This is a genomic window from Paenibacillus sp. sgz302191 (assembly GCF_057749925.1).
This window is the reverse complement of the sequence record NZ_JBYLHY010000004.1, coordinates 180,196-195,557: the sequence shown is the minus strand read 5'-3', so window position 1 is coordinate 195,557 and position 15,362 is coordinate 180,196. Positions and strand designations below refer to the sequence as shown.

Below are 15,362 nucleotides of genomic sequence, written 5' to 3'. Positions count from 1 at the left end.
TCGGGGTGAATTCCGATTTCATTTTGAATAGTTTCGCTTAATCAAACCTTAATTTGGTGTTTGTATTTTTGAAACCATTTCAGTTAATCTTACGTATAGACGGAGATGGGCATGAATCTACTTCACTCGATTCGGAATCCATTAGCTGCAAAAATTATGGATACGAAGAGAGGAAGAAGACAACAAGATGAACCACCAGGAACAGGATCATTGGCGGAAAGACATTGCTCCTTACGAAAGACCGCATTTCAAATCTAGCGTTTGGCAGATTTTAAATACCATTGCGCCCTTTTTTTTGCTTTGGTATGCTGCCTACTGGAGTCTATCAATCTCCTATTGGCTTACTTTGGTTTTTACTATTCCGGCCAGCGGTTTTTTGATACGGATATTTATTATTTTTCATGACTGCTGTCACAGGTCGTTCTTTAAAAGCAGGATGGCCAATGAAATTGTCGGTACGCTAACCGGTATTTTGACCTGTTGCCCCTATCATCAATGGAAACACACGCATTCCGTTCATCATGCGACCAGCAGCAACTTGAATAAGCGGGGGACGGGGGATATTTGGACGTTGACGGTGGAAGAATATGTCGCACTGTCACCGCTGCGGAGGCTTTTCTATCGGCTTTACCGCAACCCTTTATTTATGTTCGGTCTGGGTCCCGTTTATATTTTTTTGATAGACTACAGATTTAACCGCAAACGCGCCGGGCTGAAAGAACGGATCAACACCTACGTGACCAACATCGGCATAGCGGGAATAGCAGGCTTGCTTTGCTGGTTGATTGGCTGGCAAAATTTCCTGCTCGTACAAGGACCGATCTTTTTGATCTCGGGCACTGCCGGCATCTGGCTGTTTTACGTGCAGCATCAGTTTGAGGATACGTATTTTGAAAAAGAAGAAGATTGGGACTACGTCAAAGCGGCCCTGCAGGGAAGCTCATTCTACAAGCTGCCGAAGATCCTTCACTGGATTACAGGCAATATCGGTTTTCATCACATCCACCATCTGAGCCCCCGGGTTCCTAACTATTATCTGGAAAAAGCTCACAACAGCAATCCCGTTCTGCAAGATGTTCAGACGATTACATTATGGACCAGCTTGCGCTCTCTCCGGTTCCGCGTCTGGAGCGAGCAAAGGAAACGGTTCATCGGATTCAGAGATATCGGACGTTCGACGTCCGCGCCAGGCAAATAAGCAAGAACGGCCATCTCGCGATAGCGGGAAGAGGCCGTTTTTTTGTTGTTTAGGAAATTATGATTTGCGTTGGCTGTGGACAAAGTATGTATAAAATTGTGGATAAGTGTTATGGGTGAGCATTGAGGCATGACCGATAGCATATTTCTACTAATTTACCGCAAATGCTGTATAATCGGAATGAACGCAAGTAAACGGTTTTATTAGGGGGTTGCGGAGGGATCGATAGATGAGAAACGTCAGCATGATCAGTATAATCGGTATCTTTTTTATCGCAACGTGCTTCTTTCTTTACGACTGGCTCAACCCGGCGGACAAGCACTATCCCGAAGCTCATGGCGGTGTGTTGGACGCGAGAACGTGGGATTTCGCCGTCCATGGTATTATTCCCCTGAGCGGGGAGTGGGAGTTTTATGAGGGGAAGCTGTTGGCCCCGCACGATTTTTACGCCAATCCGCTGCTTGCGACCGAGCGTCAGATTGTGCGCGTGCCGGGCAGTTGGAAAGGTATTGTCGACTCCGGAGGCAAAGACGGGTACGGAGCCGGTACCTACCGATTGATCGTGCAGGTGGACAAGAAGGATTTGTACGGCTTTCGCGGGAAGAAGATCCGCATGTCCAGCCGGGTTTTTCTGAACGGAACCGATATAGGCGGCAACGGCCGAACGACGGCAACCGAGCACGGGTTCGTGCCAAGCAATCTGCCATTCTTGGGAATGGCGCAAGCTGAGGCCGGCGCAGTTGAAATCGTCGTCCAAGTGTCCAGCTTCAAGTACCTTGAAGGCGGGCTCGTGCAGGCGCCGGAATTCGGACCGGCGAAAGACGTAATCGCCCGTCAGGACCATTTCAGGCTTGTCGACATGATTTTGATTACGGCCATGTTCGTATTTGGGCTTTATTACATAAGTATGTTCAAGCAGTGGCGCAAGGAGCCGCATCTGGTGCATTTTGGCATCTTCTGCTTGACGGCGGGCTTGTTTTTCAGTTTCGACGACGAAATTATGGCGGCGGCGGTCGTCCCCTCTCTCTCTTTTTTATGGCTGCAAAGAATGATTGTCCTGCTGCCGCTGACTTCATTTTACTTTTTCTATCTTTATGTGCACCGATTCTTGGGGGGACGGAACAACGGCGTATTCCGCGCGTTGCGCTGGATATTCATCGCTGTCTTTGCCGTTTTCCTATTCACGCCGAACGAATATTTGCGGGAACTTCTATGGACGACCATTGTGCTTGAAACTCTCTTCCTTCTGTTCGTTTTTTACGCAATTTTTAGCGGCCGCAATCGGGGGGGCCAGGGGACCGGCTCTATTTTGCTCGGGGTATTTTTCCTTCTCTTCACATGGATCTACGCCCATCTTCGTTATCAGCTAGCGATGGATAACCCGAACTATATGATCGTTACGCCGCTCTTGCTGCTGTACTCGCAGGCGTCCTTAATGTCAAACCGGATTCAGGAGGCTTTCCGCAAAAGCGAACGCCTCTCCCGGCAGTTGCTCGTTTACGATCGCCAGAAGGACGAATTTCTGGCCAAGACGTCGCACGAATTGCGAACGCCCCTGCACGGCATCATCAACTTGTCCCAATCGCTGCTGGAAGACCCCGAGCGGCCGCTTCACCCGGAGCATCGGGAGAACGTGAGGCTGCTGCACTTGGTGGGGCGGCGATTGGCGGGGCTTGTGCATGATATTCTCGACATGAACCGAATCAAGCTTGGACAGCTGCATATTCAAACGACGCATGTGGATGTCCATATGTCGGTTCGTTTCGTACTGGAGACGTTGGCGATTACGCCGATCAACCGCGAGGTTCGCTTGATCAACGAGCTTCCTTCAACGCTTCCCTTGGTTGAGGCGGACGAAAATCGGCTGCGGCAAATTTTGCACAACTTGTTGGAGAACGCGCTGAAATATACGGAAAGCGGAACGGTGCGTATTTCAGCAGAAGCGTTAGGCGCGGGGCTGGCCATCACGATAGCGGATACGGGGCCGGGCATTCCGCCGGACAGACTGGCAAGTATTTTTGAGCCTTTTGTGCAGCAGGAAGAGATGGAACACCGTTCCCAAGGAGGCATCGGACTCGGCCTGAGCATATCGAAACAGTTGGTCGAGCTGCAAGGCGGCAGACTGGAAGTCGAGTCCGAGGTTGGCCGCGGTTCAAGATTCACGTTCACGTTGCCGATTGCCGTCCAAGAGCGGGAAGCCGCTGCGTCCGGAGTATATGTGCAACCGCAAGTGGCGGAGAAGGTAACGTTAAACATGCGCGTTCAAGACGAGACCGCCGAATATGAAGTTCTGATCGTGGATGACGAGCCTTCCAATTTGAAAGTGCTAATCGATGCCGTGATGTCACTCCGTTATGCGTATACCGCGGTCGGAAGCGGACAGGATGCGCTTGCGCAACTCAAGGGACGGAGGCTGCCGGATTTGGTGCTGCTGGATTTGATGATGCCCGGCCTGTCCGGGCTGGACGTATGCAGGGAAATTCGCAGCTTGCACGGCTTGGCGGAGCTCCCTGTGCTGATGCTGACCGCATCCGGCCAGACGAGCGACATGACGGCTGCTTTCGAGGCGGGCGCCAACGATATTTTGCAGAAGCCGTTTGAGCTTGTGGAGCTAAAGGCACGGATGCAGTCGCTGCTGTCGATGAAGCGTTCGTCCGAGCAGGCGGTTAAGCGGGAAATGGACTTCTTGCAAACGCAAATTACTCCGCATTTTCTTTACAATAGTTTGAACACTCTTGTGGCACTCAGCTATAAGGATGTCGACAGGCTGCGGGAAACGATCAATGATTTAGCCACGTATTTAAGGGCAAAATTCACGTTCGTCTTTCAGGCCGATCGAATTTCGCTCGAGCAAGAATTGGAACTGGTGCGCTCATATTTGGCAATTGAACAGCTTCGTTTCGGCAGCAGATTACAGGTCAAATACCGGATAGAAGCTGATCTTTCCTTCTGGCTTCCTCCGCTTATGATGCAGCCGCTCGTAGAAAACGCAGTGCGGCACGGCATCGGACCGAAACCGTTGGGAGGAACCGTGGAAATTATGGTGAGTCGAAGCGGCGGCGGGGTTCTAGTGACGGTGAAGGACGACGGCGTGGGCATGGAAGAGGCGAAACGGCTGCAGCTGGAACAAGAAAAATCACACGGAGTAGGGATCGTCAATGTCAGCCGCCGCCTGCAAATGATCTACGGACATAAGCTGGAAATCGTCAGCGTACCGGATCGGGGCACACAAATCAACCTTTATCTGCCGGAGGAACCCTATGCTCAGAGCAATTTTGATCGATGACGAGGTTATGGCGTTGGACGTGCTGGAAATCGTGCTGGAACAAGTCGGCGGTGTACAGGTGGTCGGCAAATTCGAGCATATCGCCGAAGCGATCGGACAAGTATCCGGGTTGAGGCCGGACCTCGTTTTCCTGGACATCGAAATGCCGGGGATGAGCGGCTTGAATGCCGCCGAGCAGCTGCTAGGACGTTATGGGGAGATGGATATCATTTTCGTTACCGCTCATCAGGAGTTCGCTGTCGATGCGTTTGAGACAGGAGCTTTCGGCTATTTGTTGAAGCCGGTTTCGAAAGACAAGCTGTCGAAGACGTTGGACCGGTATACGCTCCGTCCCGTACGCGGCGTCGCGAGCCGCGCGGTTCGGCAGATTACGGGAGATTATTCAAGTGGGCCGGCACAGAGTGACAAGCTGATTTTGAAAGCGCTTGGCAGCATGGAGCTGTACGGCTTGGACCGGCAGATGGCGAGCTGGAGAACGAAGAAAACGAAGGAGCTGTTCGCCTATCTTTGGCATCAAGGCGGAACCCCTGCCTACCGGTATCGACTGCTCGATGATTTGTGGCCGGACTGCGAACCCGGGCGTTCCCAGAAGCTGCTCCATACGACGATGTATTATTTGCGGAATGCGTTGAAGAACGCCGGATTTCCGGACATGGTCGCATTCGCCGACGAACGGTATTGGCTGAAGACCGAGATGGTCGACAGCGATACAGCGAGATTGGAGGAGCTTATGAGGCATGGGGGCCGGCCGGGCGATATCGGCGAACTGCTCTCGCTTTACCGCGGCGCTTATTTCGAGACGGAGCAATATGGCTGGGCGGGAAATAAAAGGTACGAGCTTCATTCCTCGTATATGCAGCGTCTCGAACAGTGGTTGGCGGAAGCTGCGGAGACGGACAAGGAGCCTCTGCTGAGAAAGTTGATCGAGATTGAGCCTTATCGCGAACACTATTACGACCTCTTGCTGGAGCATCTGGAGAAGATGGGCGACGCTGTGGCAGCGGCTAAGCTGCGGGAGCTAAGACGGTATAGGTTTGAAGACGAGCTCGGTCTATAGAAATGGGAAACCGCGGACGACAGAATCCGCGGTTCTTTTTTGTTGAGTTTTTGTTTATCGCCATCGTTGTAGAATGGACTCGATTATTGTCGAGGAAGGGTCTAGCAAAAGCTTCAACAATTTTTGAGGAATGGGGAACTTGTATGCGTAAAAAGGAAAGATCAATGCAAGGAATTTTACTGGCATTTCTCGTAAAAGGCATGAAGATAAGCAGATCATGCAGCCGAAAAACGCCAGGTCTTATTTTAGCGGTTATTCTCATGCTGCTATCGATCATGCAAGGCAACACGGCTTTTGCAGCACCCAATTGGACGCCGGTAGACGGCGGTGGTACGAACGGTCTGAATGTCACTTCGGCGAAAAGCGGAGCTAACCCCAATCTGGCTGTATTCAACAACGCCTTATATGCAGCGTGGAGTGAATCGAACGGAATCGCCAATCTAATTCGAGTTAAGAAGTACGACGGTGCGAGCTGGACAAGCGCAGATGGCGGCTTCCTGAATGTGGACTCGACGAAAGACGCATCCTATCCAAATCTGACTGTATTCAACAACGCCTTATATGCAGCGTGGCATGAAACGAACGGAACCGTTACTCAAATTCGAGTCAAGAGGTACAACGGCACGAGTTGGACAACTATAGACGGCGGCGGTCTGAATATCAATTCGGTGAAATACGCAACCAATCCCACTCTGGCTGTATTCAACAACGCCTTATATGCAGCGTGGCATGAATGGGGCGGTACCACCGGTAATGTTAATCAAATTCGAGTCAAGAAGTACAACGGCACGAATTGGACAAGTGTAGACGGCGGCAGCATGAACGGTCTGAATGTGGATTGGACGAAAGGCGCAACGTATCCCAATCTGGTTGCATCCGACAACGCCTTATATGCAGCATGGATGGAAACGAGTGGAAGCGCCACTCAAATTCGAGTCAAGAAGTACGACGGCACAGGTTGGACAAGTGCAGATGGCGGCGGTACGAACGGTCTGAATGTCGATACGACTCAACCGGCATTCAATCCCAATCTGGCTGTATTCAACAACGCCTTATATGCAGAATGGTATGAAAAGAACGGATGGACTTATCAAGTTCGAGTCAAGACATACGACGGCACGAGTTGGGTAAGTGCAGACGGCGGCGGCCTGAATGCGGATTTGATGAAAGTCGCAGGAAGTCCATCAAATCTGACTGTATTCAACAACGCCTTATATGCTGCGTGGTCTGAAACGAACGGAATCGCTAATCAGATTCGAGTCAAGGCGTACGAAGGCGCGAGTTGGACAAGCGCAGACGGTGGCGGTACGAGCGGTCTGAATGTGAATTCGACAAAAAGCGGAGGTTTTCCCAATTTGGCTGTATTCAACAACGCCTTATACGCAGTGTGGACTGAATGGGACGGAACCGCCAATCAAGTTCGGGCGGCTAGTTTTTCGGGGATAATGACAGCCCCTGAACTGACAGCAGACAGCACGGACAACGATACGGCCCACGCCATCGATCTGACCTTTACGGATAATGCGGCGTGGCGCGGAGCGATTACCGCTATAAAAGACGGCAGTACGACGCTGCAGGGTACGGATTATACGATAAGCGCCGGAAAAATCAGCATTAATGCCGGAGTATTAAATGCAAGTACTCATTCCATTACCGTAGTTGCAACGGGGTATTCGGATGCTGCCGTAACGCAGACCATTACAACTGCTCTTGTAGCTCCAACAATCACAAGTCAACCGGGCAACCAGACGGTGACAGTGGGACAACCGGCTTCATTTAGCGTAACAGCGAGTGGTGACATGCCATTGACCTACCAGTGGAAGAAAGATGGCACAGATATTAGCGGAGCAACGTCCGCTAACTTAACGATTACCTCTGCACAGGCAGCAGATGCAGGAAGCTACACGGTGGTAGTGACCAATGGTGCGGGAACAGTGACAAGTACTGCCGCAACCCTGATGGTGAGCCCGGCAGACACGTTGAGCGGGTTGGCATTGTCAAGCGGTACGCTGAGTCCGGTGTTTTCGCAAGGCACAACGAACTACACGGTCAGCGCGGAGAACGCCGTAAGCAGTATTACCGTAACGCCGACCGTATCCGATGCCAATGCGACAGTAACAGCAAGCGTGTACGACGGCAACGGTACGCTGGTGAGCGGACCGTTCACGCTAACGAACGGCACGGCGTCTCCATCGCTACCGCTGAACGTAGGGAGCAACCGAATCCAGGTTACGGTGACGGCGCAAGATGGAACGACCACAAAGACGTACACGGTAACAGTAACGCGAGAAGCGGCCCCACTTACCTATTCTATAGCAGCAATTGCGAATCAAACGACTACAGACCTGATTCAAGGCTATATGCCGGGAACACAAGCAACTAAAACGATAAGCGTAATAAATACCGGAACAGGCAATTTGACAAGTCTGTCCGCATCGCTGAGTGGCACAAATGCCAACGAGTTTGTAATCACTCCGCTGGATACAACACTTAATAGCGGTTCCTCAACAACCTTTACAGTGAAAGCAAAAGACGGTTTAACCGCAGGTACGTATTCTGCAATGGTGACGGTATCGGCAGCGAACATGACAAATGCGACATTTACGGTGACGCAAGTGGTGAACTTGCCGAATGCCCCTGCAAATCCGCAGAATCTGGTAGCTTCTGGGGGAGATCGCCAGGTTACATTAAATTGGAGTTCGGTAACGGGAGCTACTTATTACAATCTGTATTTGTCAACTGTTTCGGGTCAATTTAACAATACATCCGTTACTACCGTGACGAACTCAACCTACAATGTACAAAACCTGACAAACGGAACGACCTATTATTTTACGGTGAAAGCAGGCAACCCGTGGGGCTTGAGTGCGGCATCCAACCAGGCAAGCGCGACTTCTGCAGCTATTCCGGCAGCGCCGACGAATGTTTCAGCAGTTGCCGGAGACGGACAAGCTACCATTACTTTTACGGCTCCAACCGACAATGGCGGAAGTGCGATCACGGGGTATGAGGTGACAGCATCACCGGGAAACGTGGTCATGACCGGAAATACAAGCCCGATTACCGTTACAGGATTAACGAACGGAACGAGCTACACCTTTACGGTGAAGGCGATCAATGGTGTGGGAAGCAGCGCATCTTCCGCCCTATCCAATGACGTTATGCCGAGATCATCATCCGGCGGTAGCAGCAGTAGCAATACGTCATCCGGACCGGCAGCTTCAACGGCCCCGGAGACCGCCAATACCGGTGTGAATATACTCGTTAACGGTAAAGTGGAGAATGCGGGAACAGCAACGACAACGAAACGAAATGACCAAACCGTAACTACTGTATCCGTTGATCCCAAGAAGCTGGATGACAAGCTTGCATCGGAAGGACAACGTGCGGTTGTAACGATTCTGGTCAACACGAAGTCCGATGTCGTCGTTGGCGAATTAAACGGTCAAATGGTTAAAAACATGGAAACCAAACAGGCGGTTTTGGAAATCAAGACGGAGAAAGCATCGTACACACTTCCTGCCCAGCAAATCAACATCAGCGCCATATCCGACAAACTCGGGAAGTCAGTGGCATTGCAAGATATCAAGGTACAGATTGAGATCGCAGCGCCGTCAGCGGATACGGTAAAAATAGTGGAGAATGCAGCAGGGAAAGGTACGTTCTCGCTTGTAGTGCCGCCGGTAAACTTTACGGTCAGAGCTGCGCACGAAGGCACAACAGTTGAAATATCGAAGTTTAATGCCTATGTGGGACGCACCATTGCAATTCCAGAGGGTGTTGATCCGAGCAAGATTACAACTGGCGTTGTCGTTGAGCCGGACGGGACGGTTCGCCATGTGCCGACAAAGGTCACTTTGGTCGATGGCAAATATTATGCTGTCATCAGCAGCCTTACCAACAGTACGTACTCGGTCGTATGGCATCCAAGTGAATTCAAGGATGTTGCGAATCATTGGTCGAAAAAGGCAGTCATTGATATGGGTTCGCGAATGGTTATCGAAGGAATCGGTAACGGCTTATTCAGTCCCGACACAGATATTACCCGGGCTGAATTTGCAGCCATTATCGTTCGTGGACTTGGACTGAAATTAGAAAGTGGAGCAACACCGTTCTCGGATGTAAAGGCATCGGAGTGGTATAGCAGCGTGATTGACACGGCATACGCGTACCAACTGATCAATGGATTTGAAGACGGCACTTTCCGTCCGAGTGACCGAATTACCCGAGAACAAGCGATGGCGATTATCGCCAAAGCGATGAAGATCACGGAGCTGAAAGCCAAGCTCCCTGTCCAAGCGACAGAGGCAAATCTTCGTCCGTTTGCAGATGTGGCAGATGTATCCGTTTGGGCGCAGAGCAGCATAGCCGACAGTGTTCAAGCCGGTATCGTCTCGGGAAGGAGCAATAACCTTCTTGCACCAAAGGCGTACATTACAAGAGCCGAGGTTGCTGCGATTGTACAGCGACTGCTTCAAAAGTCTGACTTAATTTAATATCACTGTACCTAAGAGGGTTATTCCGATAACAAGGGACGTTTTCGGGATGACCCTCTTTTGGGTTGCCTGGATCGGGAGAAGTTTTTGCGCCGGAAACCGTATCCCCAAACTGTCTTCGCCAAATAGCCGAACAACAGGACGTTGAGGAGCGAAGTGGCGCATAAGGTAACGCTGTAGGCCGCTCCGTTTTGAGCAGAGCTGTACAAGATGTCGTACGTGTTCAAAAAGATCGTCAGACTGAATCCGCCAGCCAGCCACAGCAACCTTTTGTCCTGCAGGTAAATGTAAGCCAGCAGAGCGAGCCCCGCCGTAGGGAACAAGTATCTCTCATGCATGCTGGACGAAAAAGTGAACACACCGGCGATCAGGAGCAGTGCCGCGGCTGAAGCGAACCGGGGATTGCGGCTTTTGGCGTACGTCCACCATGCAAAAAGCGTCACAAGAACAATGAATATCATCCCCCAGGTATGGTAGCTGAACAGGAACAGCGTGGATGAGTCCTTCTTGTAGTTCGCACCGAGCAGGGCGAAGAAATTATAGCCGTTCACCGACGCGTAAGGATATTCGTTTACCGTAGCGCTGTAGAGTTTGATCAGCCATGACGGATTTTGGTTCAAAGAGAAGGGAAGGACGACGAGCAGCACGGTTGCGATGCCCGAAGCGGCTGCAGTGAGCCAGGCCTTCAATCGTTTGGACCGCCACAGAACGAAGAACAATACGGGCAAATAAATGATGCCCTGCGGCTTCATCAGCACGGCGGCAGTCAATAAAGCTGTCGACCAGCCCAGCTTGTTTTCCGTGAGCAGCACGAGCGCCGCTACGACGAGCAGGGTGAAGAAGGAGTCCACCTGTCCCCAGAACGTGGAATTGATGAACACCGCCGGATTAAAGGTGTAAAAAGCCGCAATCAACAGGCTGATTTCAAAAGACATCCGCTTGCTCGCCACCCTGTACAGCAGATAGGCGGTCGCAACGTCAGCCAAAATCGACGGCAGTTTGATCAGCAAAGTGAAATAAGAGTTCATGGCAGCCGTGCTTGCGAGCTTCCCGACCACATACAGCACGTAGACGTAAAATGGCGGGTAATCGCTGGAGCCGTTCGTATAAAATCCGGTCAGGCTGTTCGCCGCTGACGAGGCCCAGCTTTTGAATAGGTTGATGTCAAAAGGATGCCCCGAAATCCACGGAGCGGCCGCAATCCGCAGGAACAGGCCGATTCCGAGCAGCATCCAGACAAGCGCAGCCTTGTTGGTCTCCCGGATTTGCCTGCCTGTGCGCGCCACTTTGTAGAACGCCGCGGCCGTCAGGCCGAAGAACACCGCGGCGAATACCGCAAGGCCGGTGGCGTACGCGGACGACGACTCGGACGAGCGTCCGAATGAGCCGCCTCCCGGACCCGGCATGCGCCGGCTGCCGTTATCGGAAGAGGGGCCACCTCCGGCTCCGCCTTCGCTTCCGCTTCCGGTTCCGCCTCCGGCTCCGCCTTCGCTTCCGCTTCCGGTTCCGCCTCCGGCTCCGCCTTCGCTTCCGCTTCCGGTTCCGCCTCCGGCTCCGCCTTCGCTTCCGCTTCCGCCTCCGGCTCCAGGAGAATCCATCCCGCCGGGACGGTTTGAAAAGTGCATGCCCTGCTGCCCGCCTTGGGGCATGAAGCCGCCGCCTTGCCTGAAGCCCTGCTGCGGCATGTGTGCGCCCCCGGAAGATGAGCTGGCCGGAACGTGCCAGATCGAATAGACGCTCAGGGCGACCGATACGAGCAGCAGCGCGGCCATAACGATTTTGAGCGCGTGTTGTTTTGGAAACGACATCCCGTGCAACCTCCCTCCGTATGTTGTGATCTCGTTTCCACTTATTATGACCCGCCTTCCTGAAAATCGCCTTAAAGCAGCCTGATGGTTCGCTTAGGATTGCAAAGCGGCGGTTTCGGCGCAAAAAAATGCCGCCCGGGGCAGATGATCCGTTAAGATCCCCCGAGCGGCACATTTGGTTGTTGATGGTTAAGCTGTTTTGTTAGCCCCGGCCAATCTGGAATTCGGACGGTACCCGAAGACGACGACCAGAACGAGCACCAGCAGGACAAGCGGCGTCATTGCAACGCCCATCCCTTGGCCGGCCTGCAGATGAGTGAATATCGCCCCGATCATCACGACCGCCAGCAGCGACGCGGACAAAAAGGCCAGCCGAGCTTTTCTGAAACCGACGATCAAGCCAATCGCCCCCAAAATTTCCAGCAATCCTACCGCATACATGGTCCAAAGCGGATACCCGTAGCTGCCGAATGCCCCTACCTGCATCGCGCTGCCCGACACCTTCATCCATCCAAAAAATAGAAAGGCTAGTCCCAGTAAACCTTGAAGAATCCATACTACTACTTTCATTATTTCGTCTCCTTTTCAAATTTGCCAGTAATTATATTACTTGAAATCAATTACTTACTTTATGTAACAAAGTATATATAAGAAAACTAGTATCGTCAAGTAATAAATTAAATCATACGCAAAACGCTCTTTTTCACGCGGTTTGTGATACACTAAAGGTAGATGAGGTGATCGTATGAACAAGTCTGCCATGTGCCCCCGTTTTGAAAAAGCTTTGGAAACGTTAAGCAAGCGCTGGGTATCCTTGATTGTGTATCAACTGCTCTCCGGACCGCAGCGGTTTAGCGAGATCGAAACGGCGCTGCCGAATCTGAGCGGAAAAGTATTGTCTGAACGGTTAAAGGAGCTTGAGCTGGAGGGTATTGTCAAAAGAGAAGTATTCCCGGAGACTCCGGTGCGGATCGAATACTCGTTAACGGAGAAGGGCCATGCGTTGGCCCCGATTTTCAGCGAAATCGCAAAGTGGTCGTCGAACTGGATTACGCTTTAGCCCGTGCTGGCCGGACAAACGGTTGCAAGAAAAAACGCTTATTGTAGTATAAAAATAAGAGGACAATATGTTCAGTATAAGAGCATATATCCTCTTTTGCAGGTGTTTGCAGTTTTCCTTCGTAGGACGCTTGGCATATTTGATGACGAAGACGTTGACATATGAATATTTGTCTGAACATCTTGACTGCCAGCAGCTACTTCTGAACCCGTAACAACAGGGTTAAGAGCAGAATAAATCAACTCAATATTAGTACCCATGCTAATCCTTTGACCCAACTCATAGCTATCTAAGTATGCTTGTGCTTGTCCAATAATCTCTGTTAGGTTCTTTTCGATAATAGCAGAGATTGTTGTATAATATGAATCTCCCTTAGTATGAAATTTCCTCTTCTGGAACTATAATGTCCTCGGGAGTAAATATAAGCCAAAAGTAAAATGAATTAATAGCCACTAATCTTAATATACACCAGTCAAGCTTCCCCCCTTGAAATTGTATCCTACAACATCTTGTAGTTGCCGGAGGAAGCTCCACTAGCTCAGTTTTATCTTTTGATATAGTGGCTAGCTTTGTTGGGGGTATAATTTCCAATCTTATGGAAAACACATCATCTGAAATTACAGGATCTGCACCAAAAAACTTCTTTGCTTTCTCTGAATATCTCATTTCATAATTAACTCTTTTAATTATGCCATCAGGCTATATGTGTTCTTTTGTAAGCTTATTTGGACTTCCACTGAGCGGATTGAGTTGAAGTTTGACGTAACAGCTAAAAGAATGCTTGAAGCCCACGAAACACTCCTCCTTCAGTTCCGAAATCGATACACTGACCCGATCGGCCAAATGTTCTGCTCTCCGGACTAGATAAGTTGCGGATCTCCTGCCTCCCCTGCTCCAATTCAAAGAGAGCTTTGTCCACACGCTTCAAGAATGCGCGGCCAAACTTCTTTAATCGAAGCGCACGACCACTCCGGTCAAACAGAGGAACACTCAGGTCTTCTTCCAGACGTTGGATGGTCCTGCTTAATGAGGACTGCGTAACATGTAGACTTTCCGCGGCTGCGGTCATATGTTCCAGTCTGGCGACTATTTGAAAATATTGCATTTGAAGAAGCTCCACTCTGCTACACCAACCATTCCTTATGATCAATGTATTAATGATTATAAATGCATTGGACTGCAATATAAAATCGATTTACGATGGATTCAAGCTATTTGAGGAGGTTCATGGATGGAACAAACTCGTGAATGGCGGAGCCATCGTGAGTATATGCTTTTAGCAAGAAAGTCACGTACTTGATCCTTAATCTATCTTCTCAAAGAGGAGGAATAACATGTCCAATAAACCGGGTTTCATCGCAATTGAAGAGCACTGGACAACACCCGAACTGACTGCAGTACTTAAAGGGCTGCCGGAGGAGCGCCGTGATGAGAGTATCACGTTCAACGAGATGGGCGACCATCTCACCAGACTGGAGGACATCGGTGACGCGCGGATTGCAGCCATGGACGAACAGGGCATCGACATGCACATCATCTCACTGACTCCGCCTGCGACTTGCCCCCTCATTTCCACTGAGGCGGTCACCCTTAGCCGGGAGACAAATGACATCGCAGCAGCAGCGGTCCGCCGTCATCCCTCGCGGCTTCGTGCCATGTCCACGCTGCCGATGGCCGAGCCGAACGCCGTCGCGGGCGAGCTCGAACGCGCAGCCAGACTCGGCTGTGTCGGGGCGATGGTCTATGGGCGCACGGGCGAGACACCACTCGACGATCCCTGCTACGATGACCTGTTCGCGGCTGCGGCCGCACTCGGACAGCCGATCTTCATCCACCCCCAACTCCCCTCGAAAACCATACGTCAAGTGGCGTATTCGGGAATCAGTCCAATGGTAGACCTGGCGCTTTCCACCTTCTCATGGGGATGGCATCTTGAAGCAGCGGTCGCCGCTCTGCGCCTGATCGCTCGAGGCACCTTCGATCGACACCCCGGCCTTCAGATCATTCTCGGTCACTGGGGCGAGCTGCTCCTGTTCTGGCAGGATCGGACCGACAGCTTGTCTCGCATCGCTGGACTGGAGCGGAAGGTGTCGGAGTATATGCGCTCGAATGTCTTCATCACAAGCTCTGGCATGTTCAACCCGGCGCTGCTCCAGCATGCTCTCGCGGCAACCACGATCGACCAGTTGCTGTTCTCGACGGACTATCCCTTCCAACGACCGACCGCCAACGAGCTTCAGCAGTTCATATCCAATTTCGACAACGACGAAGACCGCAACAAGTTCTGCAGCGGCAATGCCCTCCGCCTCTTCGGTCTCGACCTGTAATCCGAATGGCCCGATACTACATACTGCCCGGGAAGAGACAAACCCGCTTTATGATATGCTCCCTTAAAGTAAATAGGGTGAAATAATAAACTCATGATGCAGACTGAAGGGATACAAGCTATCAAACCCA

The 15,362-nt window shown here is 51.3% G+C and carries 9 protein-coding genes and 1 pseudogene; 6 read left to right on the top strand and 4 right to left on the bottom strand.

All coding sequences use genetic code 11. The annotated features are described in order from the left end of the window. Positions 1–187 precede the first annotated feature (187 nt). From desA to AC3G2T_RS07550, 4 genes are all read left to right on the top strand, one after another. Positions 188–1,198: a Delta(5) desaturase DesA gene (gene desA, locus AC3G2T_RS07565; protein ID WP_474682460.1), complete on the top strand. Its 1,011-nt coding sequence runs from the start codon at positions 188–190 to the stop codon at positions 1,196–1,198. Between the two features lie 229 nt (positions 1,199–1,427). Beyond that, positions 1,428–4,484: an ATP-binding protein gene (locus AC3G2T_RS07560; RefSeq protein WP_488435059.1), complete on the top strand. Its 3,057-nt coding sequence runs from the start codon at positions 1,428–1,430 to the stop codon at positions 4,482–4,484. Further along, positions 4,459–5,541, top strand: a complete 1,083-nt coding sequence (locus AC3G2T_RS07555; protein WP_488435058.1) for a response regulator — start codon at positions 4,459–4,461, stop codon at positions 5,539–5,541. The genes AC3G2T_RS07560 and AC3G2T_RS07555 overlap by 26 nt, the downstream gene beginning before the upstream one ends. A gap of 164 nt (positions 5,542–5,705) precedes the next feature. After that, positions 5,706–10,037, top strand: coding sequence for an S-layer homology domain-containing protein (locus AC3G2T_RS07550; RefSeq protein WP_488435057.1), 4,332 nt, complete (start codon positions 5,706–5,708; stop codon positions 10,035–10,037). Between the two features lie 20 nt (positions 10,038–10,057). On the opposite strand, the gene AC3G2T_RS07545 is transcribed toward AC3G2T_RS07550, so the two are convergent. Both AC3G2T_RS07545 and AC3G2T_RS07540 read right to left on the bottom strand, forming a co-directional pair. Beyond that, the gene (locus AC3G2T_RS07545; protein WP_488435056.1) at positions 10,058–11,845 is read right to left on the bottom strand and encodes a glycosyltransferase 87 family protein; all 1,788 of its coding nucleotides are present in this window, start codon (positions 11,843–11,845) and stop codon (positions 10,058–10,060) included. Positions 11,846–12,034: 189 nt separating this feature from the next. Continuing rightward, positions 12,035–12,415: a DoxX family protein gene (locus AC3G2T_RS07540; RefSeq protein ID WP_474682465.1), complete on the bottom strand. Its 381-nt coding sequence runs from the start codon at positions 12,413–12,415 to the stop codon at positions 12,035–12,037. A gap of 175 nt (positions 12,416–12,590) precedes the next feature. Here AC3G2T_RS07540 and catR point away from each other — a divergent pair, with 175 nt between their 5' ends. Further along, the gene (gene catR, locus AC3G2T_RS07535; RefSeq protein ID WP_474682466.1) at positions 12,591–12,905 is read left to right on the top strand and encodes a catDE operon transcriptional regulator CatR; all 315 of its coding nucleotides are present in this window, start codon (positions 12,591–12,593) and stop codon (positions 12,903–12,905) included. A gap of 372 nt (positions 12,906–13,277) precedes the next feature. On the opposite strand, the gene AC3G2T_RS07530 is transcribed toward catR, so the two are convergent. Together AC3G2T_RS07530 and AC3G2T_RS07525 are read right to left on the bottom strand one after the other, a co-directional pair. After that, positions 13,278–13,571 (bottom strand): hypothetical protein, encoded by a 294-nt coding sequence (locus tag AC3G2T_RS07530; RefSeq protein ID WP_488435055.1) that lies wholly within the window; start codon positions 13,569–13,571, stop codon positions 13,278–13,280. A gap of 178 nt (positions 13,572–13,749) precedes the next feature. After that, positions 13,750–14,025, bottom strand: a pseudogene (locus AC3G2T_RS07525) (LysR family transcriptional regulator); the annotation flags it as partial. 214 nt (positions 14,026–14,239) lie between these two features. On the opposite strand from AC3G2T_RS07525, the gene AC3G2T_RS07520 reads away from it, so the two are divergent. Then, positions 14,240–15,232, top strand: coding sequence for an amidohydrolase family protein (locus tag AC3G2T_RS07520; RefSeq protein ID WP_488435054.1), 993 nt, complete (start codon positions 14,240–14,242; stop codon positions 15,230–15,232). Positions 15,233–15,362: the final 130 nt, after the last annotated feature.